The sequence below is a fragment of the Cryobacterium soli genome (assembly GCF_003611035.1).
GTDB lineage: Bacteria > Actinomycetota > Actinomycetes > Actinomycetales > Microbacteriaceae > Cryobacterium > Cryobacterium soli.
Map to the genome: position 1 here is coordinate 2,280,864 of NZ_CP030033.1, position 26,280 is coordinate 2,307,143.

The following is a 26,280-nucleotide window of genomic DNA, read 5'->3' on the forward strand; positions in this document are numbered from 1 at the left end:
GACGAATCGTCAAGCAAACCATAGGTTTGTTTGAAGAGTCTGGGACAGACCCATGAGACTCACGATGAGGCCGACTGCGCAAGGTGTCGGCCTAGACGACGCTCCAGTAGCTGACGCTGCCGCCCGACAGGGCCAACGATTCGTCGACCGATCGGTAGTCGGTGTTGTTGGTGTGACCGGCGTAGTAGATCTCGATGCCGGTGGCGGTGTGCTCGACCCGCGTGACGATACCGGTGTGGTCCTTGTCGCCGGAATCGTCCCAGTCGAACTGCACGATGTCACCCACCTTCACCTCGGCGCGCTGGTCGGCGCGAAGCGGCGTGGCCCGCTCCGGGTGGGCGGCGAGATAGGCGGCGAAGGCCGTTGAACTGGCCCAGGCCGGGCTGTACTGGCCGCCGATGAACGACCAGTCGGCGTCCATCGTCCAGCCGCGCGCGATGAGGGATTGGCTGGTGAAGTTCACGCAGTCGTTGCCCGGGATGGCGCCGTACACGGCGGAGTTGTAGAGCTGCCAGTGCGCGAGAACGTAATCGATCTGAGCGGTGACTCTCGGGTCGGGCACATACGTGAAGGTGAGTTCCCGTGCCACGGGGGCGATGGTCACGGTTTCGTCGGCGGCCGCCACCGCGGCGATCGCGACGCCGGCGGTGGGTTCGATGGCCTGGGTGAGCGCGGCCGTCGCGGCGGCGGAGACCGAGGTGCCGTCGGTCGAGGCCGCATCGGTCGTACCCGCGGCTGTGCTGACGTTCGCTCCGCCGACCACCTGTACGGGCGCATCCGTGCCGGCGTAGAGGTTGACGGCGACCGATCCGGTGCCGAGGTCGGTGGCCGCGGGGGTCTGCAGGGTCACGGTGTCGTCGGTCGCCGAGACCACAGTGGCGGGGTTTCCGCCGAAGCTGGCGCTGGTCACGGCGGCGAGGTCGGTGCCGGTGACCGTCACCAGGGTGCCACCGGTGACCGGACCCGCGGGCGTTCCGTCGGCCGCGACGACGGCGCTGCGGATGATCGGCTGGGCCGGCTCGATCACGGTGGGCACGGTGATCGTGGCCGAGGGGGTGGGCGTGGCCGTGGTGGCGGCCGTACTGGCCGCGACGGGCGCCGTCGCCTCGGCGCTGAAGGCACCGCTGTCGACCATGAGGCTGCCGACGATCGTGACGGCCGTGCAGCCGGCGGTGAGGCTTGCGACGATCACCAGGTGGCGCTTGCGCTGCGCCTTTTTCAGTTGGCGTTTGAGTTGTCTACGGGTGGATGTACTGGGGTCTGGCGAAGGAGCGGGGCGCACGAAGTCGTTTCTCGTCGGCTGGGTGGGGACCCGTTAGGAAAACATGCCTACGTGAGTGAAACCTGTGCGGAGCCTCGCAAACAGCCGCACGGGCCCCGTTCCGAGGCGCTGATCAGTTGTACGAGGGCGCCGCCGGCAGACCGAAGAATTCCTCGAGCGTGGCGACACCGGTGTTGTGCATCTCGGTGGCCAGGTCGATGCCGATGTACCGGAAATGCCAGGGTTCGTACTCGTAGCCGGTCACCTCGACCTTGTCGGCCGGGTAACGCAGTAGGAAGCCGAAACGCCAGGCGTTGGCGGCCAGCCACTGGCCGTGCGGAGTGTCGCCGAAGCAGGCCGCGAGGGAGCACTGGCCGGGCTGGGCGCTGATGTCGATGGTGAGCCCGGTCTGGTGCTCGCTGGTTCCCGGCCGGGCCGTGCTGAGGTCGGCGCCGACCTGGCCGAGGTTGGCGATGTCCCTGTTGTAGACGTTGGTCTGGGTGTCGAAGCTGCGGTACGCGCTCTGCGATTGCAGCGCCAGCCCGGTCTCCGCCGTGAAGGCGGCGAAGAGGGCGACGACGGCGTCGGATGCTTCGTGGCGCATCCGCGGTTCGTTCGCGTACGGAACCGGCACGTCGACGAGGTCGTCCGGGCTGTAGTCCACGGGATTCAACGGCCTGAGCTTGTCCACGACCACCCAGATGCTGTCGGGGTCGTCGATCGAGTGGGCCGCGCGGTCGAAGGTAGGTGCCGGGGCGGGCTCTGGGGCGGCCGACGGCGACGGCCGCACCGGCTCGACAGGTGCGGTCGGTTCGGGAGTGCCGGACGGGGTGGCCGGCTGGGCGTGGCCCGTGGAGGTCGACGAGGCCGCGCGCCCGGTGGCTCCGCCCACGACGACGGCCGTGATCCCGGCCGCGACCAGAAGCACCGCAACTGCTCCCACTAGAGCGCGTCTGCGGCGTACTTTCGGTGACGCCCCCCGGCGCGTTTCTCCTGTCACGTTGCCGAGCCTAGTCTGCGGATGTGTCGCTGCGGCGCGCTGCTCAACCGTCGTGAGGGAATTCCGCCGAGCCGACGACTGTTCCCCTAGGTATGCGAATTGTTATAGCAGGTGGCCATGGAAAGATCGCTCGAGCCCTCACCCGGGAGCTGAGCCGTGACGGGCACACCGCCGTCGGCCTGATCCGTTCGGAGGAACAGAGCGCCGATCTTCTGCTGGACGGCGGCCAACCGGTGGTGATCGATCTCGAGGACACCACTGTCGAGAAGCTGGCCGAGGTTCTCGCCGGGGCTGACGTCGCGGTCTTCGCGGCCGGAGCCGGAGCCGGAAGCGGCGATGCGCGCAAGAATTCGGTCGACCTGGGCGCCGCGGTTCTGCTCGCGAACGCAGCAGAGTCCGCCGGTGTGCCCCGGCTGGTGCAGATCTCGTCGACAGGCGCCGACCTCGTGCGCGATGGTGCCACCCCGTCAGAGGTCCCAGACGACTTCGTCGCGTACCTCCGCGCCAAGCTCGGCGCCGAGGAGGACCTGGTGCGCCGTGACCTCGCGTGGACCATCGTGCGGCCTGGAACCCTCACCGACGATGAGGCCACTGGACTGGTACGCCTCGAGCGCACCGGCCCCGACGAAAGCGGCACCGTGCACCCGGAGACCACGGGCAGCATTCCGCGCACCGACGTGGCTGCCGTACTCGCCGAGATGATCCGTACCGGTGCTGGCGCGCGCGCGACCCTGCACCTCATTTCGGGTCCCGCCGGCGTCTCCGAAGCGGTCGCGATCTTCGCCTGACCACGAGGACCCCTCCTCCACAGGGAGGGGTCCGGTGGGGTTCTCCACCGCTGATTCATTGGGATCCGCGGTGTCGGTGGTCGGTGCTTCACTGTCCCTATGGCCACTTCGAATGCCACACCAGGGAACACCCCGGGTGACTCTCCGGACGAGACCTCCGACGGGTTCTCCGAGGACTACGTCGATCCTGTCGCGGTCGATCCTGTCGCGGAAGCGATCAGCGCGGTCATCGACCCGCTTGTGGAGAACGAGAAACTCATCGCGGCCGGATACGCGGAACGCACCCGGTTGTTGGCGCAGCTGGAGGGGCTCGGCCACGACCGGTGGATCATCGCCGGGCTGTGCGGTGACCCGTTGGAGTCCGGTCGGAACGACATCGACACTCAGAACCACGGACCCGCGTGGGATGACGAGGAGCTGGCCCGCCGGAGCATGGCCACCGAGGTCGGCTTCGCCCTGCGACTGAACTCGCAGACCGCGGGCATGATGATCTTCGACGCCGCCCGGCTTGTGGCCCAGCTGCCCCGGTTCCACCGGGCGTTGACCGAGGGTCGGATCGGCTGGGGTCACGCGCTGAGGATGCTCGAGGTCACCGCAGCCCTCCCGGTGGACCTGCCCGAACACGTGCTGCCCAAGCTGGAGGAGATGGTGTTGCCGGCGGCGGAGAAACTCACCGCCACCAAGTTCGCCAAGGTCGCCCGGGAGATCATGGAGTCGCTGCACCCGATCCCTCTCCAGGAGCGTGTCAACGCCGGGGTGAAGGAACGCCGGGTGGTGCTCCGCCCCGATATCAACGGCATGTCCTGGCTGAGCGCCTACCTCAAAGCCGACGAAGCCCAAGCGATCTACGAGCGCCTCACCCAAATCGCCAACACCCTCGACGATGAGGACGCAACCGCAACCGCGGCCGGCACCAGTGCTGATGTCGGAGCGGGAGCTGATGCCGGAGCTGTGGTCGATGCCGATGCCGATGAGATTGGCGAACCTGTCAAGACAGAGCCTGCAGCGGCGACCACGCACGGCACCAACGATGGCGCACCCGGCACCGCCTTCACCGCACCTCAGCCGGACGCACGGATCGTCTGCCGCACCCGTGACCAACGCCGGGCCGACGCTTACCGGGACCTCCTCCTAGACGGTATCGGTGCCGACGGGAAGCTCGGCCGGGGGATCCGCAGCACCGTGCACATCACCATTCCCGTCCTCACTCTGCTCGACCAGGGCGACCAGCCCGCGATCCTGGACGGCTACGGGCCCATCGACGTGGACACCGCGCGCCGGCTCGCGGGAACGGCGACGAGTTTCATCAGCGTCCTCACCCATCCGCACACCGGCTGCGTTCTCTCCATCGGGCGCACCGCCCACGACCCGCCCGCGGATCTGCGGCGGTACGTTCAGATTCGCGACCAAACCTGTCAGGAGCCGGGCTGTAACCGCCGTGCCGTGACCAGCGACATCGACCACACCCAGGCCTGGTCCGCCGGTGGTGACACCAGCGCCGACAACCTCGTCGCCCTCTGCCGAAGCGGCCACCGGTTGAAACACCAAAGCAGCTTCAGCACCAGCCAAGCCCCCGACGGCACCCTCACCTGGACCACGCCCGGGGGCAAGACCTACACCAACATCCGAGCGCAGGATCTCACCCGCGCCGCCCTCAACCCACGGACGGGCGGGGACGCTTCACCTCGCTCCGCGCAACCGGCGAGGCCACAGCCGCCGGGCGAAGCACGTGTGCCAGCGTCTGGACGCGCGGGTCCGGACGACGAGCCTCCGCCGTTCTGACGACTGGACACTCTCGCCCGGAGCGGCGAATGCATCGGCCGACCAGCCCCCGGCCCCGGCCCCCGACGAGGCGCACCCGATAGTTCCCCTGTGGTGCGCCCGTCGTAATCGGTTGGCCGGTCGACTTTCGAGGATGCGTGGCGGGCCCTAGCCCTTGACGGCCCCGGCCATGATTCCGGAGATGAGCTGCTTACCTGCGAGCACGAACAGGATCAACAGCGGGAGAGTGGCCAGCACGGCACCGGCGAGAACGACCGAGTAGTCGATGTAGCGAGCCGACTGCAGCTGGCTGAGCGCCACCTGGAGGGTCGGGTTCTGCGGTGACACGATCATCGGCCAGAGGAAGTCGGTCCAGGCCATCATGAAGGTGAACAGCGACAGGATCGCCATCGCGGGTCGCGCGGCCGGCACGGCCACGTTCCAGAACGTGGTGATCATGTTGGCACCGTCCACCCTGGCGGCCTCGATCAGTTCGTCCGGAATGACATCGACCAGGTACTGGCGCATGAAAAAGACACCGAAAGCCGTGACCAGGGTGGGGATGATGATCGCACCGATGGATCCGGTCCAGCCGAACTGGCGCATCAGGATGAACAGCGGGATGATGCCGAGCTGGGTGGGAATGGCCATCGTCGCGACGACGAACACCATCAGCCCGTTGCTGCCGCGGAACCGGAGCTTCGCGAACGCGTAGCCGGCGAGAGTGGAGAACGACACCACCGAAACGGTGATGATCGTCGACACGATCACGCTGTTGAGCAGGGCCTGCCAGAACGGCACTGTGTCGAAGACCACGGCCACGTTCTCCCAGAACTGCCCGCCGGGCAGCAACGGCGGCCAATCCTGCGACAGCACCGAGGAGGGACTCGCGCCCACCACGACGGACCACCACAGCGGGTAGGTGCCGCCGGCGAACAGCGCGATCAGGATGCCATAGGTGAGGAAGCCAGGCCGGCGGTCGATGCCGAGGCCCTTGTGCTTGGTCTTCTTGGGTGCCGCTGACGCGGATCCGCTGCCGGGCGAGGTCTCGGGGCGGGCAATTGTGTCGGTCATGCGCGGGGCTCCTTTGCGCTGTCTCGGAGCGTTCGGGCGAGCTCGCGTTTGGCTTTTTTGACATCGGAGCGACTATCCGTCGTCGCGATCCGCTGCGAGATCAGGAAGTTGAGCAGGCCGAACGCCACGATGATGAGGAAGAGGATGAAGGCCACAGCTGATGCCTTGCCGAAGTTCTGCCTCTGGAATGCCATCTCCCAGAGGTAGAGCACCGTGGTTTGGAATTGCCGATGCGCTCCGCCCGCGGTCGTGCTCGTCGCGTCGTAGAGGCGCGGCTCGGTGAAGATCTGCAGCCCGCCGATGGTGGCGGTGATGATCACGAAGATCATGGTGGGGCGGATGCTCGGCAGGGTGATCGAGAAGAACCGGCGCACGAAGCCGGCCCCGTCGAGGGCGGCGGATTCGTGGATATCACGCGGAACCGACTGCATCGCGGCGAGAAGGATGAGGGCGTTGTAGCCGGTCCAGCGCCAGTTCACCATGCCGGCGATGGCCAGGTGGCTGGGCAGCACATCCGTCTTCCAACCGATCGGGTCCACGCCGACGAAGCTGAGCAGGTGGTTCACCAAGCCGCTCTGCTCGCTGAACATACTGGAGAAGATCAGGGCGACCGCGACCGGGGTGACGACGTAAGGGATGAGCACGCTCATGCGCCAGAAGGTCTTGGCGCGCAGGTTCTGGTCGAGGATGGCGGCGATGGCCGTGGCGACGACGAGCTGCGGGATGCTCGAGAGCAGGAAGATGCTCATTGTGTTGAACAGGGAGTTCCAGAACAACGGGTCGGCGAGTTCCGCGGTGTAGTTGTCGAAGCCGACCCACTCCCCCGGGCCGCTGAGCAGGTTCCAGTTGTTGAGGGACACCACGAAGGTGTAAATCAGCGGGAACAGTCCCACGAGACCGAACAGCACGAAGAACGGCGAGATGTACAGGTACGGCGAGAGCTTGACGTCGAGACGGCTCAGCTTGTGCTTATAGGTGAGGGCGCTCGCGCGACCGGGGCGCTTGAGAGGAGCGGGAGCGCTGATCTCTGGTTCGAGTGTTCGTGTCATGTGACTTTCTGCCTTCAAGTCGGGCTCCCCGACGCCTGGATTCGGCGGCGGGGAGCCCGGTCGAGCGGATTCTTGCTACTACTTGTTGGTGATGAGCTGGTCGAACAGCGTCATGGCGTCATCCCAGGCCTTGTCGCCTGAGACACCCTGGTCGAGCGAGATCGCGGACGGGCCGAAGACCTGCTCCTGGATCGTCGAGTCGTCCGGGCCCTTGAACTGGGCCTTCACTCCGTCGGCACGCTTGGTGAGGATTTCAGCGATCGGCGCGTCGTTGAAGAACGCGGAAACGCCGGTTGCTTCAGCAAGAGCGGGATCCGTCTGGGCTGCGGTGACGCTCGGGAACGGGCCCTGCGCCTTGAACTCGGCGACCTGCTGGTCAGCGTCGGTCAACCAGGCGGCCAGGTCAGCGGCTTCCTGCGGGTGCTTGGACTGCGTCGGAACGGTCAGGAAGGTTCCACCCCAGTTGGTTGCACCGCCGGGGAAGACGTCGGCGAAGTCCCAGCCGGCGGTCGCGCCGGTGGCGTCGCCGCCTGCGGTCTCAACCTGGCCCTGGACGACTCCGAGCATCCAGCCCGGGCACATGAAGGTCGCGAAGGTTCCGTCGGTGAACGACGCACCCTTGTTCCAGTCCCACTGGGTCTGCGCGGCGGAGAGGCCCTTGCTGTCAGCCGTTGCCAGCTTCGTCCAGGCTGCCTTGAGGTCGGCGTTGTCGACGACGTTGAGCTCGCCATCCGCGGTGTAGTAGCCCTCGTCCATCTGGTTCACCATGGAGTTCCAGATGAAGCCGGACTGGTCGAACCAGGCCTTGCCGGTTGCCTTCTGGTACTGCTCTCCGAGTGCGAAGTAGCTGTCCCAGGTTGCGTCGTTGCCACCGAGTGCTGCGGCAACCTCGGCGCGGTCGGTCGGGAGCCCCGCTGCGGCGAAGGCCTTGCTGTTGTAGCACAGGCCCTCCGGGCCGATGTCGGTGCCGTAGCCGATGATGCGGCCGTCCGCGTCGGTGCCCTGGGCGAGCTTCCACGGAACCCAGCGGTCCTTGATCTTGTCTGCACCATAGTCGGAGAGATCGACGAACTGGTCAGACACATCCATGATCGAGCCGAGCCAGCCCTCTTCCACGGCGGTGACGTCGGACAGTCCGCTTCCGGCGGCGATCTTGGTGAACGCATCCGTGCGGGCGTTGCCACCCGTGTCGATGTTGTTGGCCTTGATCGTGATGCCCGGGTTGGCGGCCTCGTACTCTGCGTAGAGGTCGGCCATTCCCATGCTGCCGAACGTGGTGACGGTCAGCTCGATGGCCTTGTCGCCTGATGCATCGTCGGTGCCGGCTGAGGAACAGCCTGTTGCGATGAGGGCGAAGGATGCGGCGCAGGCTACTGCGGCCCCAACCTTGGTGCGTTGTGAGAACTTCACTTTCACTCCTTTGTGTGCGTGTGCGTGTGCGAATGCAGAACGTGTGTGCGGGAATACGTGTCGTGCCGGCGAACGCCTCCGGGGACACGCTCACCAATCATGTGTGAGAGCGCTCTCATCACCTGCGTGAGAGCGCTCTCATTGATCACCGCCACCTTAGGACACCAGCGGAGCGCTTGTCAAGGCGACCAGCTCGGGCGGCCGCGGACCACCGACTCGGCGACCGCACAGCGCGCTGTCGGCCCCCGTTGGACTTGCGAAATAGAATGACCCCATGACAATGGGAACCCGGAGTGCGCGGCCGCCCCAGCCGACCCTCGAGATGGTGGCCGCCGCCGCGGGCGTGTCCCGTGCCACGGTCAGCCGGGTCGTCAACGGCTCACCGAAGGTGCGGCCGGAGGTCGTGGAGTCGGTTCAAGCGGCCATCGAGCAGCTCAACTACGTGCCCAACCGGGCCGCCAGATCGCTGGCCAGCCACCAGACGCAGTCCGTGGCCCTTGTCGTGCCCGAAGACATGACCAAGTTCTTCGGCGACCCCTACTTCGCCGCCGTCGTGCAGGGCATCACGCAGCGCCTCGACGAGAGCGACTACACGCTCAACCTGCTCGTCGCCTCGAGCGACCCGCGGCACAAGACCATGCGCTACCTGCGTTCGGGCAACGTCGACGGTGCCCTCGTCATCTCGCACCACACCGGCGACGATTTTGTGGCCAACCTCGAGTCCACCATGCCCGTCGTCTTCGGTGGCCGGCCCACCAACCACTCCGGCGCAGACAACTACTTCGTCGACGTCGACAACGTCGCGGGCGCGATCAGCGGTGTGCAGCACCTCATCGACATCGGGCGGCACCGGGTCGGCACCATCACCGGCCCCGTCGACATGCCCGCCGGTATCGACCGCCTCAACGGGTTCCGCCACGCGCTGGGCCAGGCCGGGCTCCCGGCGGATGCGGTGGAGCACGGCGACTTCACGGCCGCCGGCGCCGCCGCCGCCACCCGCCGTTTGCTGGAGCGCAGCCCCGACATCGACGCTCTCTTCGTGGCCAGCGACCTCATGGCCGTCGGCTCCATGGGTGTGCTCGCCGAACTGGGCCGGGCCGTGCCCCGGGATATCGCCGTGGTGGCATTCGACGACAGTCCGGCCGCGCTGTCGGGCCCGATCTCGCTGACCACTGTGAGCCAGCCATCCAAGGAGATGGGCTTCGCCATGGCCGACCTGCTGCTGCGTCTGCTGGCCGGCGATGACGCCGTGCCGCACCACAACATCATGCCGACCCGCCTGGTACTGCGCGACTCGGCCTGAGCCGGCTCAGCCTGAGCCGGCTCAGCCTGACTCGGGTCAGCCTGACTCGGGTCAGCCCAGCTGCGGCACGACCTCGCGCGCGATGAAGTCCAGGTGGTCGAGGTCGGCCAGGTCCATGATCTGCAGGTAGACGCACTCCACGCCGTCCTCGGCGAGCGCGCCGAGCCGGTCAACGATCTCGCTCGTGGTTCCGGCCACCCCGTGTTCGCGGAGCTCACCTGGCTCCCGGCCCACGGCGGCTGCCCGGCGCGCGAACTCGGCCTCATCCGCTCCGGCGACCGCGATGAGCGCGGTCGAGTACACCAGCTCGCGGGGGTCGCGGCCTACCGCTTCGCAGGCTCGGCGCACCCCGGCGAACTTTCCCGGAATGTCGGCGAACTCCGGGAAGGGCAGGTTGAACTCGGTGGCGAACCGCGCGGCCAGCGCCGGGGTGCGCTTGGCGCCGCCGCCGCCCACGATCACCGGCACGCGGGCCTGGCTGGGCTTGGGCAGGGCGGGCGAGTCGATGAGCGCATAGTGCTCACCGGCGAAGCTGTAGGTCTGGCCCACCGGGGTCTCCCAGAGGCCGGTCACGATCTCGAGCTGCTCCTCGAGCATGCCGAACCGCTTGGCCGGGAACTGGATCCCGTAGGCCAGGTGTTCCTGTTCGAACCAGCCGGTGCCCAGGCCGAGTTCCACCCGGCCCTTCGACATCTGGTCCACCTGGGCCACCTGGATCGCCAGGATCCCCGGCGGCCGGTAGGTGACCGACGACACCAGGGTGCCCAGCCGGATGCGCTCGGTCTCGCGGGCGAGGCCGGCCAGCGTGGTCCAGGCATCCGTCGGGCCCGGCAGTCCCGAAACGTGATCCCCCATCGCGAGGTAGTGGTCGGAGCGGAAGAACGCGTCGAAGCCGAGCGTCTCTGTGGCCTGCGCGACCGCGAGGATGTCGTCGTAGCTGGCACCCTGCTGGGGCTCGGTGAAGATGCGGAGTCTCATGCTCCCAGTCTTGTCTCCCGCTCGGCGTCGACGAAATCGACCCCGGGGAGCCCGCCGAGCCGCTCGTGCATCACGGCCAGGGACTCCGGGTTCTGGTCGATGAGCAGGAACCGGCGGCCGAGCGCGGCCGCGACGGCACCCGTGGTGCCGCTACCGGCGAAGAAGTCCAGCACCCAGTCGCCCTCACGGCTGGACGCCTGGATCATGCGGCGCAGGATCCCCACGGGCTTCTGGGTGGGGTATCCGGTCTTCTCCTTGCCCGTGGGCGAGACGATGGTGTGCCACCAGACATCCGTGGGCAGCTTGCCCTTGGCCACCTTCTCGGGCGTCACCAGGCCCGGGGCCATGTACGGCTCACGATCCACCGTGCTGGAGTCGAAGTAGTAGCTCTTCGGGTTCTTCACGTAGACCAGGATCGTGTCGTGCTTGGTGGGCCAGCGGTTCTTGGACTTGGCACCGTAGTCGTAGGCCCAGATGAGTTCGTTGAGAAAGCACTCCCGGCCGAAGAGGGCGTCGAGCAGCACCTTGGCGTAGTGCGCCTCGCGGTAGTCGAGGTGCAGGTAGAGCGTGCCGTCGTCAGCGAGTAACCGCCAGGCCTCGATCAGCCGCGGCTCGAGGAACGCCCAGTAATCCTCGAACTGATCGTCGTAGCCGAGCAGATCGCCCTTGATGCGCTCGTACCGTTGGCCCTTGAAGCCCGTGATGGTCCCGGCCGCATGCGCGCCGCTGGCCTGGGTGCTGCGCACAGACGTGGTGGCCTGCCGCTTCTGCGACCGGCCGGTGTTGAACGGCGGGTCGAGGTAGATGAGCGTGAACGCCCCGTCGGGAAGCGTCGGCAGCACCTCGAGGTTGTCGGCCTCGATGACCCTGCTGGGAGAGGCCTGAGTCCACGCGTTTGGCATTCCCTCATTCTGTCAGTCGGCCTACGCTGTTCCGATGACGACCGACGAATTGACCACAGACGGAACCGGCGCGCGGGTGGAGCACGAGCCCGAGGTCTCGCGCTACACCCTCTGGCAGGATGGCGAGCCCGTCGGCCTGGCCGACTACCGCATCGTGGGCGAGGAGCTGCGCTTCATCCACACCGAGGTGGATCCGGCCCGGCGCGATCACGGCCTGGCGAGCATCCTGGTGGAACAGGCGCTCGATGACGTGCGCACCCGCACGGATTTCACCGTGGTGGCGGATTGCCCGTTCGTCGCGGAGTGGATCGACTCGCACGCGGAGTACCAGGACCTCCTCAGCCGCGGCCGCTAGCGTCTCTGGGCTGTTCGCGGGCCGTTAGGGAACGCGGCCGATCCACTCGTCGGTGCTGAACTTGCTCTCGACCAGGTCGGCGGCCTTGGCATATTCCTCATCGGTGATATCTCCAGGCGTGGCCCCGTACAGGCTCGTGAAGGTCTGCTTCATGCGGTCGATGATCTCGGCCCGGCTGAGCCCGGTCTGGCTGCGCAACGGATCCACGCGCTTGGCGGCGCTGGTGATGCCCTTGTCACTGAGCTTCTCCCGGCCGATGCGCAGCACCTGCACCATCTTCTCGCCGTCCATGTCGTAGCTCATGGTCACGTGGTGCAGCACGGCACCGCTGCCTAGGCGCTTCTGCGCGGCACCGCCGATCTTGCCGGTGGGGCTCGTGATGTCGTTGAGCGGCTGGTAGTGCGCGTCGATACCGAGCGACTTGAGGGCCGTGATGACCCACTCGTCGAGGAAGGCATAGGAATCGGCGAAGGTCATGCCGTGCACGAGCTCGGTGGGCGCGTAGATCGAATACGTGATCACGGAACCGGCCTCCATGAACATCGCGCCGCCACCGCTCACCCGGCGCACCACGGTGAAGCCGTGCTTCTCGGCGTTGACCGCGTCGACCTCGTTCTTGAGCGACTGGAAGCTGCCGATGACGACGGCGGGCTCGTTCCATTCCCAGATGCGCAGGGTGGGCTGGCGACGGCCCTCGCCCACCTCGACGGCCAGGACCTCGTCGAGCGCCATCTGCATCACGGGCGGCACGGCCTTGGCGTGGATGAGCTGCCAGTCGTAGTCGCGCCAGCTGCTCGCGTGGGCGAGTGAACGCCGCACGGCCACGGCGACCGACTCGGGTGAGAAGCCGAGCAGGGTGGCCTCGGGCGGCAGTGCCGCCCGCACGGCAGCGGCGATGGTCGCCGCGTCGCTGTCGGCGGCGAGCCCGTTCACCGCTTGGTTGATGTCCTCGAGGGCATCGTCGGGTTCGAGGAAGAAGTCGCCGGCCAGGCGGAAACCGCTGATGACGTTGTCGACGACCTCGAGGTCGACCACAACGAGCTTGCCGCCAGGAACCTTGTATTCACCATGCATGAGCCCAGCCTAATCGTCGGTCGGGGCCGTCCCTGCGGGCTCGGGAAGGTGCGCATCGAGCCAGGAGACCAGGTCGGCGAGGACCTCGTCGCGGTTGGTCTCGTTGAACACCTCGTGCCGGGCGCCGGGGTAGACGATCACCCGCACATCCGTCAGCCCCGACCGGTGCCGGTAGGCCTCGGCCAGCTTCTGGGCGCTGCGTTCTCCGCCGACCGGGTCGTCGCCCCCGACCTGGATGAGCAGGGGCAGCCCGGCGGGGAGGCCGCGCGCCGGGCGGCCGAGGATGCGGGCGGCATCGCGCAGCCCGAACAACGTGGCCAGCGGCACGCTCGTCGTGAGCGGATCGGCCACGAACGCCGCCGCCACGGCCGGGTCCCGGCTGAGCCATTCGGCTCCGGTCGAGCCCAGGTGCTTGTGTTTGCGGTTGAGGTCGCCGCTGTCGAGGTAGCCGGGCCAGCGGTAGGCGGTGCCGGTGAGAACGACGGCCTGGTAGTCGTCGGGATGCTGGTTGACGAGCATCTGGGCCATGAACGACCCCCAGCTGTGGCCGACGAGCACCAGCGGCAGGGGCGGGACCCCCGGCTCGGCCTGCTCGATCGCTAGGCGGCGGATCTCGGCGGTGAAGCCGTGCACGGCCGCGACAGCGGCGCGCAGGCCGCCCGGGCCGAGCCGGCCGAGCATGTCGGCGTTGCCGCCGTGCTGGCGCATCCCGGTCTGCCCGTGGCCACGGTGATCGTCGGCGTAGACGGTGTACCCGGCCAGGTTCAGCGCGCGCGCCACCTCGCGGTAGCGCAGGGCGTGTTCGCCCACCCCGTGCACGAGCTGCACGATGGCGCGGGGATGGTCGACCGGCCAGGCGTAGTACACGATGGGGACGCCGTATTCGTCAATGAAGGTGGGCACGGGCTCATTCTGCCGTAACTGGTGCCCGTGCGGACATCTGCGCCCGGCACACCGGGTGCAGATGTCCGCACCGGGACCAGTTGTGGGCGCCGCACGGCGCTCCGGAGGCCGCTGGCGGGCCCGCGGGAATCATTAGCATGGCTAATTTGTTAGGCTAAGTAATCATGACTCTCCTTCCTCCGACTCCCCCTGCCGCGGCGGCGCACACCAAGCGCCGCACCGTCGCCGAACTGAGCCACGACTTCCGGCTGGCCAACGGCCGGCTCGCCCGGCGCGTGCGCCAGGAACAGGCCGAGAACGAACTCACCGGCGGCCAGTTCTCAGCCCTCGGCGCCGTCTTCCGGCTGGGGCCGATGACCCTCAGCGCGCTCAGCGAGGAGGAACGGGTCACCCCGCCCTCGATGAATCGCACCGTGAACGCGCTGGTGCAGGCGGGCCTGGTCGACCGGGCCGGCTCGGCCGAGGACGGCCGCAAGGTCATCCTCACCGTCACCCCGGCCGGGCTGGCACTGGTGAAGGAGACTCGCCGCCGCCGCGATGACTGGATCGCCAAGCGCATCCTGCGGCTCACCCCCGAGCAGCGCCAGGTTCTGGCCGCCGCCACCGACATCATGAAGGAGCTCACCGACAGTTGAGTGCAATGTTCCGCTCCCTGAGCGTGGTCAATTACAGGATCTGGTTCGCCGGCGCCCTGGTGTCCAACGTGGGCACCTGGATGCAGCGCACGGCCCAGGACTGGATCGTGCTGACCCAGCTCACCGACTACAACGCCACCGCGGTGGGCATCGTGATGGCCCTGCAATTCGGGCCCCAACTGCTGCTGATGCCGTGGTCGGGTCTCATCGCGGACAGGTTCGACCGGCGCAAGCTGCTGATGCTCACCCAGACCCTGATGGGCATGCTGGCGCTAGGGCTGGGCATCATCACCGTGACGGGCGTGGTCGAGCTCTGGCACGTCTACCTCTTCGCCCTCGGCCTGGGCGTGGTGGCCGCCATCGACGCTCCCGCCCGACAGACCTTCGTCTCCGAACTGGTTCCCGACGACAACCTCTCGAACGCCGTGGCGCTCAACTCGGCCTCGTTCAACGGCGCCCGGCTGATCGGCCCGGCCGTGGCCGGCGTGCTCACGGTGGCGGTCGGCGCCGGCTGGGTCTTCCTGATCAACGCCGTGACCTTCGCCTTCACGGTGTTCGCCATGACCCTGCTCCGCACCAAACAACTCCGCAAGCAACCGCGCGCGCCGCGCGAGCGCGGCCAGCTCTTGGCCGGTTTCCGTTACGTGTGGCAGCGGCCCGATATCGTCGCCGTACTGATCACCGTGTTCCTGGTGGGCACCTTCGGGTTCAACTTCGCGATCTTCACCTCCACGATGGCCACCGTGGAGTTCGGTATGGGTGCCAGCGAGTTCGGCATGCTGAGCTCGATCATGGCGGTGGGCAGCGTGGCCGGCGCCCTGCTGTCCGCACGGCGGAGCCGACCGAGGATGCGCCTGGTGGTCGGCGGCGCGTTCTTCTTCGGCCTCTCCTGCACGGTTGCGGCGCTGATGCCCACCTACCTCACCTTCGCGATCTCACTCGCGTTCGTGGGGCTTGCCTCGCTCACCCTGATGACCACGGCGAACGCCTATGTGCAGACCACCACCGAGCCCGCCATGCGCGGCCGGGTGATGGCGCTCTACATGGCCATCTTCGCCGGCGGCACGCCGCTCGGCGCTCCGCTGGTCGGCTGGGTGGCCGACCAGTACGGTCCGCGCTGGTCCATCGGCGTCGCCGCCGTGTCTGGGCTGCTCGCGGCCGCGGCCGTGCTGTTCTGGATGATCAAGTACCAGCGCCTGCGCGTGCGCATCCGGCCGCGCACCTCACCCCGCACGGCACGATTCAATGTGCGACACCGGGGCGACGGTCGTCCGCTCACCTCGGCCATCCGCGTCGTGTCAGACAGGGCCGCCGCGGCGGAACGCGACCGTGATCGCGAGACCGCGACGCGGGAGATCGCGGTGATCGAGGCGACCACTCCGCGCTGAAGCTGACGCGGTCGCCGGCTCAGCTTCCGGTGGACGCCCGCACCACGAGTTCGGGCTGGAAGACGACCTGCTCGTGCTCGGCCGCGGCACCGCCTGCCGCCTCCCGCAGGAGCAAATCAACGGCCGTGTAGCCGATCAGCTCGCTGGGCTGGCGGATGGACGACAGCGGCACGACGGCCGCCGAGGCGAAGGCGATGTCGTCATAGCCGATCAAGGCGATGTCGCCCGGGACCTGGATACCGCCGCTCATGTTCAGGGCCTGGAGCACGCCGAGGGCGAGCAGGTCGTTCGCCGCGAAGACCGCGTCCGGACGCTCGGCTCGGGGCCTCGCCAGGATGGCTTCTCCGGCCCGGCGGCCTTCCAAGACCGACAACGCGGTGGTCTCGATCACGTTGAGACTCGCGCCGGCCTGCTCGGCCACAGCCCGGCGGGCGCCGGCGAGCCGATCGGTGACCTGGCGAAGGCTCGCGGGTCCGCCGACGAAGGCCAGCCGCCGCCGACCCCGCTCCAGCAGGTGCTTCGCAGCGGCGAAACCTCCGGCCGGGTCGTCTACGGACACCGAGGAGAAACTTCGGTCACCCGCCTCGCGGTCGATCAGGACCGTGGCCGTTCCGCGCTCGCGCAGCCCGGCGAGGCGCTCGTTCGCGTCATCGACCGGCGATACGAGAATCCCGAACACCCGCTGCTCCTCGAACAGATCGAGGTAGGCGTTCTCGCGCTGCACGTCGTCGTCGCTGTTGCCGAGCAGCACGGTGAGGCCCGCCTCGGCGGCGCGCTTCTCCGCGCCGCGCGCCAGGTCGGTGAAGAACGGATTGCCCACGTCGAGAACGACGAGGCCGATGCTGCGGCTCCGCCCGGCGCGCAGCTGGCGGGCGGCGTCGTTGCGCACGAAGCCCAGTTGGCGGATCGCGGCCTGCACCCGCTCCACGGTGTCCGGCGCCACCTTGTCCGGGCGGTTCATCACATTCGACACCGTGCCGACGGAAACCTTGGCAAGGGCCGCCACCTCGCGCACGCTTACCGCCATGTGAGCTCATCCAATCGCTGCTGTCGCTCCACCTTATCCGCCGTCGATGACGCGGCCGGGGGCCGGTGACCCGCGGCCGGGTGCGGCCAGGTGCACCGATTGACAGCCGCCCACTGTCGATCTATGTTCGAGGCCCGGCCATTTAAACGATTCAATGCAACGGCGGGCACCCGCCACCGCCACGAAAGGACCTCCGTGCAACGCGTCTGCTTCCAGCTGCAGGTGAAGCCCGATCGCATCGACGCCTACGTCACTCGGCACGCAGAGGTGTGGCCCGACATGCTCGAGGCGCTGCGCGACACCGGCTGGACTAACTACTCGCTGTTCCTGCGCGAGGACGGACTGCTGATCGGCTACGTCGAGACCGAATCGCTCGCCGCGAGCCAGGCCGGGATGGCCCAGACCTCGGTGAATGCCCGGTGGCAGGCGGAGATGGCCGAGTTCTTCGTCGACCTCGATGGCACTCCCGACCAGGGCTTTCTCCCGCTGCGTGAGGTTTTCAACCTGGAGGACCAGCTGCGCGGCCTCCCGCAGACTTGACTCCATTGAAACGATTCATTTAGACTCGCACACACCGCTCCCGGCTCTCACAGAGAAGTGACCCTCATGACGTCGTTCGATTCCATCACCGCCCAGCTGGCTGCCCAGGCCATCGAACTGCCCTCCTGGGCATTCGGCAATTCCGGCACCCGGTTCAAGGTGTTCTCCACACCTGGCACGCCCCGCACCATCCAGGAGAAGATCGCGGATGCCGCCACGGTGCACAAGCACACCGGGCTGGCCCCCACCGTGGCGCTGCACATCCCCTGGGACAAGGTGGACGACTACGCGGCCCTGCGCGGCTTCGCCGGCGACCACGGCCTCCAGCTCGGCACCGTCAACTCCAACACCTTCCAGGACGACGCCTACAAGTTCGGCAGCCTCACGCACACGGATGCCGCGGTGCGCCAGAAAGCCATCGACCACCACTTCGACTGCATCGACATCATGCACGCCACGGGTTCGCGCGACCTCAAGATCTGGCTCGCCGACGGCACCAACTACCCCGGCCAGGGCGATATCCGCGGCCGTCAGGACAGGCTCGCCGACTCCCTCGCCGCCATCTACGAGCGCATCGGGGCCGAGCAGCGGCTCGTGCTCGAGTACAAGTTCTTCGAGCCGGCGTTCTATCACACCGATATTCCCGACTGGGGAACCTCCTACGCCCAGGTCTCGGCCCTCGGCGAGCGCGCCCTGGTCTGCCTCGACACCGGCCACCACGCCCCCGGCACCAACATCGAGTTCATCGTCGCCCAGCTGTTGCGGCTCGGCAAGCTCGGCTCGTTCGACTTCAACTCCCGCTTCTACGCCGACGACGACCTCATCGTCGGCGCCGCCGACCCGTTCCAGCTCTTCCGCATCCTCTACGAGGTCATCCGCGGCGCAGGCTTCGGCCCGGACTCCCCGGTGGCTTTCATGCTCGACCAGTGCCACAACGTGGAGGACAAGATCCCCGGCCAGATCCGTTCGGTGCTCAACGTGCAGGAGATGACCGCCCGCGCGCTGCTGGTGGACGGCACCGCCCTCCGCTCCGCGCAGGACGCCGGCGACGTTCTCGGCGCCAACGGCATCCTGATGGACGCCTTCTACACCGACGTGCGCGGGGACCTCGCCGCCTGGCGCCAGACCCGCGGGCTGCCAGCCGACCCCATGGCCGCCTACGCGGCATCCGGCTACCAGGCGCAGATCACCGCCGACCGCGCGGGCGGCCAGCAGGCCGGCTGGGGCGCCTGACGCCCACACCTGTTGCCAGTGCGGACAATTGCGCCCCGCGTACCGGGCGCAATCGTCCGGACCGGGAACAGGTGGGCCGCGTTGGCTCGCGGTCCCTCGCTCCACCTCACTCTGACCTCGAAAGAAGTTCGTCATGACCAACCCCACTGCTCTGGAGCTCATCACCCGTTCCAACCGGCTCGGCGCCGACCCTAAGAACACCAATTACGCCGGCGGGAACACCTCGGCCACGGGCACCGAAACCGACCCGGTCACCGGTGAGCAGATCCAGCTGCTCTGGGTCAAGGGCTCCGGCGGCGACCTAGGCACCCTCACCGAGCCCGGGCTGGCCGTGCTGCGGCTGGACCGCATGCGCGCCCTCGCCAACGTGTACCCCGGCGTCGACCGCGAAGACGAGATGGTCGCCGCCCTCGACTACACGCTGCACGGCAAGGGCGGCGCGGCGCCGTCGATCGACACCCCCATGCACGGGCTGGTGGATGCCGCGCATGTCGACCACCTGCACCCGGATGCCGGCATCGCCATCGCGACCGCCGCCGACGGGGAGGCGCTCACCGGAACCATCTTCGGCGACCGGGTGGTCTGGGTGCCCTGGCGCCGCCCCGGCTTCCAGCTCGGCCTGGACATCGCGGCCATCAAGGACGCCAACCCGCAGGCCATCGGTTGCATCCTCGGCGGCCACGGCATCACGGCCTGGGGAGACACCAGCTCGGTCTGCGAGGCGAACTCGCTGTGGATCATCGACACGGCCACCGCCTATATCGCCGAGCACTCGTCGCCCGAACCGTTCGGCGCCGAGTTGACCGGCTTCGGCGCGCTGTCCGAGGCCGACCGCCGCGCCAAGGCGGCCGCGCTCGCTCCCACCCTGCGCGGTCTGGTCTCCACCGACAGCACCAAGGTCGGGCACTTCACCGACGCCCCCGAGGTGCTCGACTTCCTCTCCCGCAGCGAGCACCCGCGCTTGGCCGCCCTGGGCACGAGCTGCCCCGACCACTTCCTGCGCACCAAGGTGAAGCCGCTGCTGCTCGACCTCCCGGCGGAGGCGTCGGTCGAGGACTCGATCGCCCGGCTGCAGGAGCTGCACGAGGCCTACCGGGCCGACTACCAGGCCTACTACGACCGGAACAGGGCCGCGGACTCCCCCGCCATCCGCGGCGCCGACCCGCTCATCGTGCTGATCCCCGGCGTGGGCATGTTCAGCTACGGCGCCAACAAGCAAACCGCCCGGGTGGCCGGCGAGTTCTACCTCAACGCCATCAACGTCATGCGCGGCGCCGAGGGCCTCTCGAGCTACGCCCCGATCGACGAGGCCGAAAAGTTCAAGATCGAATACTGGGCGCTCGAAGAAGCCAAGCTGCAGCGGATGCCTACACCCAAGCCCCTGGCCACCCGGGTGGCGCTCGTCACCGGCGCGGCCTCCGGCATCGGCAAGGCCATCGCCACCCGCCTGGCGGCCGAGGGCGCCTGCGTCGTCATCGCCGACCTCGACCTGGCCACGGCGCAGGCCGCCGCCGCCGAGATCGGCAACCAGGATGTGGCGATCGGCGTGCAGGCGAACGTCACCGTGGAAGCAGAGGTGCAGGCATCCGTGGACGCCGCGGTGCTCGCCTTCGGCGGCCTCGACCTGGTCGTGAACAACGCCGGGCTGTCGCTGTCCAAGTCGCTGCTGGAGACCACGGTGGCCGACTGGGATCTGCAGCACAACGTCATGGCGAAGGGTTCGTTCCTGGTTTCCCGAGCGGCGGCGAAGGTGCTCATCGAGCAGAAGCTCGGCGGCGACATCATCTACATCTCGTCGAAGAACTCGGTGTTCGCCGGGCCCAACAACATCGCGTACTCGGCCACCAAGGCCGATCAGGCCCACCAGGTGCGCCTGCTGGCGGCCGAACTCGGCGAGTACGGAGTGAAGGTCAACGGCATCAACCCCGACGGCGTCGTGCGCGGCTCCGGTATCTTCGCCGGCGGCTGGGGCGCCAAGCGCGCCGCCGTCTACGGGGTGGCTGAAGACGATCTGGGCACGTACTACGCCCAGCGCACCCTGCTCAAGCGCGAAGTGCTGCCGGAGAACGTGGCCAACGCCGTGTTCGTGCTCTGCACGAGCGACCTCAGCCACACCACCGGCCTGCACATCCCGGTCGACGCCGGCGTCGCCGCCGCGTTCCTTCGGTGAGCGCGGCGAACGGCACCGTCGCCGCGGTCGACCTGGGCGCGTCGAGCGGCCGGGTGATGCTCGGGCAGGTCGGCCCGAACCGGCTCGACCTGCACTCGGTGGCCCGGTTCCCGAACAATCCGGTGCGCACCATCGACGGCCTGCACTGGAACATCCTGGAGCTGTACCGCAACTCGCTCGGCGGCCTGCGCGCGGCCACGCGGGAGGCTCCCGAGCTGGCCAGCGTCGGGATCGATTCCTGGGCCGTCGACTACGCGCTCCTGCGCGGCGACCGGATGCTGGGGGCCCCCTTCCACTACCGGGACGACCGCACCGCAGCAGGGGTGCAGGCCACCCACGCCCTGGTGCCGCCGGCCGAGTTGTACGGCCGGAACGGCCTGCAGGTACTGCCCTTCAACACCCTGTATCAGCTGGCGGCGGACCGGGTCGGCGGGGACCTCGCCGTTGCCGACGGTCTGCTGCTGATCCCCGACCTGCTCGGCTTCTGGCTGACCGGCCGGAGGGTCGCCGAGCGTAGCAACGCCTCGACCACCGGGCTGTTGCGTGCCGTCGGGGGCGCCGCCGCCGACTGGGACACCGAGCTGATGGGCCGGCTGAGCTTGCCACGCACACTGTTTCCCGACCTCGTCTCCGCGGGCGAAGCCATCGGGCCACTGCTGCCCGCCGTGGCCGCCGATGTCGGCGCGAACCGGCTCGAACTGGTGGCGGTGGGCTCGCACGACACCGCATCCGCCGTCGTGGGGGTGCCGATGCTCACCGATGACTGCGCCTACATCTCCAGTGGCACCTGGTCGCTCGTGGGGGTCGAACTCTCGGCCCCGGTGCTCTCGGAGGCCAGCCGCGCGGCGAACTTCACCAACGAGGGCGGGGTGGACAATCGTGTGCGCTACCTGCGCAACGTGATGGGCCTCTGGCTGCTCAGCGAGTCGATCCGCACCTGGGAGCGCGACGGCGACCCCGTCGACCTGCCGGCCCTGCTCGCCCAGGCCGCCGCACTGCCCGGAGCGACCACCCTCTTCGACGTCGACGACCCCCGCTTCCTGGCGCCGGGAAACATGCCCGATCGTATCGACGAGTACTGCCGGGAGCACGGCACCCGCCCGCCCGACAGCCGGGCGGAACTGGTGCGTGGCATCGTGGAGAGCCTCGCGGCCGCCTACGCCCGCACCCTCCGCACGATCACCGAACTCTCGGGCCAGCCCGTGCGCACCGTGCACCTCGTCGGTGGCGGATCGCAGAACGAGCTGCTCTGCCAGCTCACGGCCGACTACACCGGGTTGCCGGTGCTGGCCGGCCCGGTGGAGGCCACCGCGATCGGGAACGTACTCCTGCAGGCCCGGGCGCAAGGCTTCGCCAGCGGCAGCCTGGAAAGCCTGCGGGCGCTCGTGCATCAGTCCTATCCGCCCCGCGTCTACTCGCCGACACCGCGGGCACGGGTCGTGCACGCTAACATTTCAGACTAGGTAGAGCGACACGGAAACGGCGGGCACGGGTGGACCTTCACGCGATCATCTCGATGCTCAGCGAGATCCTCACCATCGTGGGCCTGCTCGTCGGTCTTCCGCTCTACATCGCCGGCCTGTCGGTGCGTGGTTTCGGCGGCCGCTGGGTGCAGACCGACGGTGTCGTCGCCGCCACCGCGTCCGGCCCGGTGATCCGCTGGTTCGACAGCACCGGCGAAGTGCACGAAGCCCTGGCCGACAGCCACGAGACGGTACACCTGGAACCCGGCGACGATGTCACCGTGTGGTTCAGCGCCCGCGCGCCCGAGCGCTGCCGCACCCACTCGCCCGACCACGACGGCAAGGCCCTGCGGCTGACCGGATTGATCCTGCTCGCGCTGGGTGTCGCCTCGGCGATCCTGGGGGTCGTGCTGCTGTTCTTCTAGCCGCTCGAGCTGCTCGCCACGACCCGACGGTCACGGCGGCGTGCTGCAGGGGTTGCCGTTAGACCCGCGACGACGGATGCTGGCGTTCAGAACCATATCCAGAATCTCCATACAGAGAGGTATGCCATGGACAAGATCATCATTCTCACCGGAGACGCCGCTGAGACGCTCGAGGTGTTCTACCCGTACCAGCGCCTGCGCGAGGCCGGCTACGAGGTGCACATCGCCGCCCCGGAGAAGAAGAAACTGCAATTCGTGGTGCACGACTTCGTCGACGGCTTCGACACCTACACCGAGAAGCTCGGCCACATGTGGGATGCCGACATCGCGTTCAAGGACGTGAATCCCGCCGACTACCTCGCCGTGGTGGTTCCGGGCGGCCGGGCACCGGAGTACATCCGCAACGACGAGGACGCCAAGCGCATCGTGCGGCACTTCTTCGAGACCAACGCGCCGGTCGCCGCGCTCTGCCACGGGCCCATGCTGCTGGCCGCGGCCGGGGTGCTGCAGGGGCGCACCTCCTCGGCGTATCCCGCCCTCAAACTGGACGTGGAACTGGGCGGGGGCACCTTCGAGAACGGCGCGGCCGTCGTGGACGGCAACCTGGTCTCCGGCCGGGCCTGGCCCGACCACCCCGAGTGGATGCGCGAGTTCATGAAGCTCCTCGACGACGCCCGGGTGCAGAGCCGGCCCGTGGAGGCCGCCGCCACCGCGTAGCCTGTATGCACGTGCGCGATTCCCGCGTGCGGCAGAGAGGATGCCCGTGGACACCACACTGCTCCGGCGTTTTGTCGCCGTCGCCGAGGAACTGGACATCGCCCGCGCCGCGAAGAACCTCAACGTGTCGCGCACGACGCTGATGAAGTCGGTCGCCGCGCTGGAGGCCGAGCTCGGAGTGCCGCTGTTCGAACCCGCCGCCGACAACCCCTTCCTCACCGAAGCCGGGATCGCCCTGTTAGGCGAGTCCAAGGGGCTGCTGGCCCACATGCCACCGGCCGGCGGCCCCTCCCAGGGCTCGGGCAACAGCAGTGGATCCGGCGGCGGCAAGGCCAAAGCGTCAAAGGGGCGTGGTCGCGCACCCGCCGTCAAAGGCCAGTCCGCCCCGGGCAAGCGCCGCCAGTCCCGCTGACTCCGCCGGGGACATGCGGAAGCGGCTGAGCTGCCTACTCGCCGGTCCGGCGTTCGGCCCTGTGGCGGTCGGCTGAACCCCGACGACGGGCTCGAACGCGCCTCCCCTGGCGTCGTCGCTCTCCTACCCGCACAACGGGCCGGGTGCCCAGGGTGGATTTTCGCGCGCCGGCTGGCTAGGCTGTGTGGTCAGACCACATGCTCGACGCCTGCATGGCGTCAGTACCAGCACACCGCACGCCAGCACGCAGCACCCAGCACGCAGCACCCCAGCACGCAGCACGCCAGACCCACAGCCCGCCAATGGAGGAGGACACCGTGACCGTCGACGAACGCCGTGCCTGGGAGATCGTGCTCGCCCACATCGAGGACGACCTGCTCGGCGGCCGGCTGAAGCCCGGCGACCGACTGCCCGGCGAGCGCGCCCTGGCCACCGAGCTGGGTGTGGGCCGTTCGAGCGTGCGTGAAGCCATCCGGGTGCTCGAGGTGCTCGGACTCGTGCGCACCAATGTGGGGTCGGGACCTACCGCCGGTGCGATCATCGTGGCGCTGCCCGGCGGCGGCATGAGCGCCCTGATGCGCCTCCAGGTTGCCGCGCAGGGCTTCCCGGTGGCCGACATCGTGAAGACCCGGCTCGTGCTGGAGACCGCCGTGGCCGCCGAACTCGCCGAGGCAGTACTGTCGGCGGCCCTGCTGCATCCCGACCTGATGCACCCCGACCGGTTGGCCCCCGATCTGAGCCGGTGCGCCCAACTGCTCGCCGCGATGGATGCCGAGGGCCTGACCGAAGACGAATTCCTCGCCCTCGACGCGGCCTTCCACCTGTCGCTGGCCGAGGCCTGCGGCAACCAGGTCGTGATCGCCACCATGTCCGGGCTGCGGAACGCCATCGAGGGGTATGTGCGGGCCGGAGTGGCCCGGCTGGCCTCCTGGCCCGACACCAGCACCCGACTGCGCGCCGAGCACCGCGGCATCCTGGCGGCTATCGAAGCCGCAGACCCGGCCGAGGCCCACAGCCTCGTGCACGCCCATATCTCCGGGTACTACGCCGAGACCCGGCTGACCCCCGAGCGAAGCCGCTCCTCCGCCTTCCCTGCCACCCCGCCCATCCCCGCCGAGACAGGACCCGTCCATGGTTGACCGCCGCATTCCCAGGATCAAAGACCTTGCCCCGCTCATGCAGTTCAAGGTTCCAGAGCTCAACGCCAAGAAGCGCCGCCTCGATGCGGCGCTGACCATCCACGACTTGCGGGCCATCGCGAAGAAGCGCACCCCCAAGGCCGCGTTCGACTACACAGAGGGAGCCGCGGAGGGAGAGATCTCGCTGCAGCGCGCCCGGCAGGCGTTCGAGGACATCGAATTCCAGCCGTCGATCCTGCGTGACGTGTCGACCGTGTCCACCGGATGGGACGTGCTCGGCGCGCCCGTCGCCCAGCCGTTCGGCATCGCCCCCACCGGCTTCACCCGCATGATGCAGACCGAGGGCGAAATCGCCGGCGCCCACGCGGCCGCGAAGGCCGGCATCCCGTTCTCGCTGTCAACCATGGGCACCACGGCGATCGAAGATGTCAAGAAGGCCAACCCGCACGGCCGCAACTGGTTCCAGCTCTACATGTGGAAGGACCGCGACCGGTCGATGGCCCTCGTGGAGCGGGCCGCCGCCGCGGGCTTCGACACCCTGCTCGTCACGGTCGACGTGCCCGTGGCCGGTGCGCGCCTGCGTGACAAGCGCAACGGCTTCTCCATCCCACCGCAGCTCACCCTGGGCACCGTGGTCAACGCGCTGCCGCGGCCGGAGTGGTGGATCAACTTCCTGACCACCGAACCGCTCGCCTTCGCCAGCCTCGACCGCTGGAGCGGCACCGTGGGCGAACTGCTCGACACCATGTTCGACCCCACCGTGACCTTCGAGGACCTCGCCTGGATCAAGGCGCAGTGGCCGGGCAAGGTCGTGGTGAAGGGCGTGCAGAACCTCGCCGACGCGAAGAAGCTCGCCGACCTCGGCGTGGACGGCATCACACTGTCGAACCACGGCGGCCGGCAGCTCGACCGCGCTCCGATCCCGTTCCACCTGTTGCCCAGCGTGGCCCGCGAGGTGGGCAACGATCTCGAGGTGCACCTGGACACGGGCATCATGAGCGGCGCCGACATCGTGGCCTCCGTGGCGCTCGGCGCCCGCTTCACCATGATCGGCCGCGCCTACCTCTACGGCCTGATGGCCGGCGGCGAGGCCGGCGTGGACCGGGCCATCCAGATCCTGTCCGATCAGGTGGCCCGCACCATGCGGCTGCTGGGCGTGAACTCGCTTGAGGAACTCGAGCCCGCCCACGTCACCCAGCTCACCCGACTGGGCCGCATCGACCCGCTGGCCGCGCAGGCCGTGGAGGCCCTGCCCGGCCGCTTCTAGCGGGCG

Annotated in this window: 25 protein-coding genes; 15 read left to right on the top strand and 10 right to left on the bottom strand. The window is 68.4% G+C overall.

Annotated elements, in window-relative coordinates:
- Positions 1-91: 91 nt before the first annotated feature.
- Positions 92-1,192 carry an amidase domain-containing protein gene (locus tag DOE79_RS10460; protein WP_120338438.1) on the bottom strand — a complete coding sequence of 367 codons (1,101 nt, stop codon included), beginning with the start codon at positions 1,190-1,192 and terminating at the stop codon, positions 92-94.
- 202 nt (positions 1,193-1,394) lie between these two features.
- Positions 1,395-2,204, bottom strand: a complete 810-nt coding sequence (locus DOE79_RS10465) for a M15 family metallopeptidase (RefSeq protein ID WP_245976888.1) — start codon at positions 2,202-2,204, stop codon at positions 1,395-1,397.
- 149 nt (positions 2,205-2,353) lie between these two features.
- On the opposite strand from DOE79_RS10465, the gene DOE79_RS10470 reads away from it, so the two are divergent.
- The gene (locus tag DOE79_RS10470; protein WP_120338440.1) at positions 2,354-3,049 is read left to right on the top strand and encodes an NAD(P)H-binding protein; all 696 of its coding nucleotides are present in this window, start codon (positions 2,354-2,356) and stop codon (positions 3,047-3,049) included.
- A 99-nt stretch (positions 3,050-3,148) separates the two neighbouring features.
- On the top strand, positions 3,149-4,831 hold the full coding sequence (locus DOE79_RS10475; protein ID WP_120338441.1) for an HNH endonuclease: 1,683 nt from the start codon (positions 3,149-3,151) through the stop codon (positions 4,829-4,831).
- A 147-nt stretch (positions 4,832-4,978) separates the two neighbouring features.
- Here DOE79_RS10475 and DOE79_RS10480 read toward each other — a convergent pair whose 3' ends face one another.
- The 3 genes from DOE79_RS10480 to DOE79_RS10490 all read right to left on the bottom strand — a co-directional run bounded on the left by DOE79_RS10480 (position 4,979) and on the right by DOE79_RS10490 (position 8,343).
- Positions 4,979-5,884 (bottom strand): carbohydrate ABC transporter permease, encoded by a 906-nt coding sequence (locus DOE79_RS10480; RefSeq protein ID WP_120338442.1) that lies wholly within the window; start codon positions 5,882-5,884, stop codon positions 4,979-4,981.
- A complete protein-coding gene (locus tag DOE79_RS10485; RefSeq protein WP_066591905.1) occupies positions 5,881-6,933 on the bottom strand; it encodes a carbohydrate ABC transporter permease in 1,053 nt (350 codons plus the stop codon). Before DOE79_RS10485 ends, DOE79_RS10480 begins: the two co-directional genes overlap by 4 nt.
- 78 nt (positions 6,934-7,011) lie before the next feature.
- Positions 7,012-8,343 (bottom strand): ABC transporter substrate-binding protein, encoded by a 1,332-nt coding sequence (locus DOE79_RS10490; protein ID WP_120338443.1) that lies wholly within the window; start codon positions 8,341-8,343, stop codon positions 7,012-7,014.
- Positions 8,344-8,617: 274 nt separating this feature from the next.
- Here DOE79_RS10490 and DOE79_RS10495 point away from each other — a divergent pair, with 274 nt between their 5' ends.
- Positions 8,618-9,646, top strand: coding sequence for a LacI family DNA-binding transcriptional regulator (locus DOE79_RS10495; RefSeq protein ID WP_120338444.1), 1,029 nt, complete (start codon positions 8,618-8,620; stop codon positions 9,644-9,646).
- A 51-nt stretch (positions 9,647-9,697) separates the two neighbouring features.
- Here the strand turns inward: DOE79_RS10495 and DOE79_RS10500 are convergent, their stop codons facing one another.
- Positions 9,698-10,624: an LLM class F420-dependent oxidoreductase gene (locus DOE79_RS10500; protein ID WP_120338445.1), complete on the bottom strand. Its 927-nt coding sequence runs from the start codon at positions 10,622-10,624 to the stop codon at positions 9,698-9,700.
- Positions 10,621-11,526, bottom strand: coding sequence for a DNA-methyltransferase (locus tag DOE79_RS10505; RefSeq protein ID WP_120338446.1), 906 nt, complete (start codon positions 11,524-11,526; stop codon positions 10,621-10,623). Before DOE79_RS10505 ends, DOE79_RS10500 begins: the two co-directional genes overlap by 4 nt.
- Positions 11,527-11,560: 34 nt before the next feature.
- Between DOE79_RS10505 and DOE79_RS10510 the strand changes: the two genes are divergently transcribed.
- Positions 11,561-11,881: a GNAT family N-acetyltransferase gene (locus DOE79_RS10510; protein WP_120338447.1), complete on the top strand. Its 321-nt coding sequence runs from the start codon at positions 11,561-11,563 to the stop codon at positions 11,879-11,881.
- 24 nt (positions 11,882-11,905) lie between these two features.
- Here DOE79_RS10510 and lplAB read toward each other — a convergent pair whose 3' ends face one another.
- Together lplAB and DOE79_RS10520 are read right to left on the bottom strand one after the other, a co-directional pair.
- Positions 11,906-12,955 (bottom strand): lipoate-protein ligase LplAB, encoded by a 1,050-nt coding sequence (gene lplAB, locus DOE79_RS10515; protein ID WP_120338448.1) that lies wholly within the window; start codon positions 12,953-12,955, stop codon positions 11,906-11,908.
- Positions 12,956-12,964: 9 nt separating this feature from the next.
- Complete coding sequence (locus DOE79_RS10520) at positions 12,965-13,858, bottom strand: alpha/beta fold hydrolase (RefSeq protein ID WP_120338449.1); 894 nt, start codon at positions 13,856-13,858, stop codon at positions 12,965-12,967.
- Positions 13,859-14,022: 164 nt separating this feature from the next.
- On the opposite strand from DOE79_RS10520, the gene DOE79_RS10525 reads away from it, so the two are divergent.
- A complete protein-coding gene (locus DOE79_RS10525; RefSeq protein WP_120338450.1) occupies positions 14,023-14,493 on the top strand; it encodes a MarR family winged helix-turn-helix transcriptional regulator in 471 nt (156 codons plus the stop codon).
- Positions 14,490-15,881 carry an MFS transporter gene (locus DOE79_RS10530; protein ID WP_162942708.1) on the top strand — a complete coding sequence of 464 codons (1,392 nt, stop codon included), beginning with the start codon at positions 14,490-14,492 and terminating at the stop codon, positions 15,879-15,881. The genes DOE79_RS10525 and DOE79_RS10530 overlap by 4 nt, the downstream gene beginning before the upstream one ends.
- Before the next feature lie 19 nt (positions 15,882-15,900).
- Here the strand turns inward: DOE79_RS10530 and DOE79_RS10535 are convergent, their stop codons facing one another.
- Positions 15,901-16,908 carry a LacI family DNA-binding transcriptional regulator gene (locus DOE79_RS10535; protein ID WP_120338452.1) on the bottom strand — a complete coding sequence of 336 codons (1,008 nt, stop codon included), beginning with the start codon at positions 16,906-16,908 and terminating at the stop codon, positions 15,901-15,903.
- Positions 16,909-17,103: 195 nt separating this feature from the next.
- Between DOE79_RS10535 and DOE79_RS10540 the strand changes: the two genes are divergently transcribed.
- From DOE79_RS10540 to DOE79_RS10580, 9 genes are all read left to right on the top strand, one after another.
- The gene (locus tag DOE79_RS10540; protein ID WP_120338453.1) at positions 17,104-17,448 is read left to right on the top strand and encodes an L-rhamnose mutarotase; all 345 of its coding nucleotides are present in this window, start codon (positions 17,104-17,106) and stop codon (positions 17,446-17,448) included.
- A 66-nt stretch (positions 17,449-17,514) separates the two neighbouring features.
- Positions 17,515-18,681 (top strand): L-rhamnose isomerase, encoded by a 1,167-nt coding sequence (gene rhaI / locus DOE79_RS10545; RefSeq protein ID WP_120340280.1) that lies wholly within the window; start codon positions 17,515-17,517, stop codon positions 18,679-18,681.
- A gap of 133 nt (positions 18,682-18,814) precedes the next feature.
- On the top strand, positions 18,815-20,851 hold the full coding sequence (locus DOE79_RS10550) for a bifunctional aldolase/short-chain dehydrogenase (protein WP_120338454.1): 2,037 nt from the start codon (positions 18,815-18,817) through the stop codon (positions 20,849-20,851).
- Complete coding sequence (locus DOE79_RS10555; protein ID WP_120338455.1) at positions 20,848-22,314, top strand: rhamnulokinase; 1,467 nt, start codon at positions 20,848-20,850, stop codon at positions 22,312-22,314. The genes DOE79_RS10550 and DOE79_RS10555 overlap by 4 nt, the downstream gene beginning before the upstream one ends.
- Positions 22,315-22,343: 29 nt before the next feature.
- Complete coding sequence (locus tag DOE79_RS10560; protein ID WP_245976889.1) at positions 22,344-22,739, top strand: DUF3592 domain-containing protein; 396 nt, start codon at positions 22,344-22,346, stop codon at positions 22,737-22,739.
- A gap of 126 nt (positions 22,740-22,865) precedes the next feature.
- Positions 22,866-23,456, top strand: coding sequence for a DJ-1/PfpI family protein (locus DOE79_RS10565; protein WP_066591854.1), 591 nt, complete (start codon positions 22,866-22,868; stop codon positions 23,454-23,456).
- Between the two features lie 40 nt (positions 23,457-23,496).
- A complete protein-coding gene (locus tag DOE79_RS10570; protein ID WP_120338456.1) occupies positions 23,497-23,868 on the top strand; it encodes a LysR family transcriptional regulator in 372 nt (123 codons plus the stop codon).
- Between the two features lie 317 nt (positions 23,869-24,185).
- Positions 24,186-25,007, top strand: coding sequence for a FadR/GntR family transcriptional regulator (locus tag DOE79_RS10575; RefSeq protein WP_245976890.1), 822 nt, complete (start codon positions 24,186-24,188; stop codon positions 25,005-25,007).
- Positions 25,000-26,274 carry an alpha-hydroxy acid oxidase gene (locus DOE79_RS10580; RefSeq protein WP_120338458.1) on the top strand — a complete coding sequence of 425 codons (1,275 nt, stop codon included), beginning with the start codon at positions 25,000-25,002 and terminating at the stop codon, positions 26,272-26,274. The genes DOE79_RS10575 and DOE79_RS10580 overlap by 8 nt, the downstream gene beginning before the upstream one ends.
- Positions 26,275-26,280 lie beyond the last annotated feature (6 nt).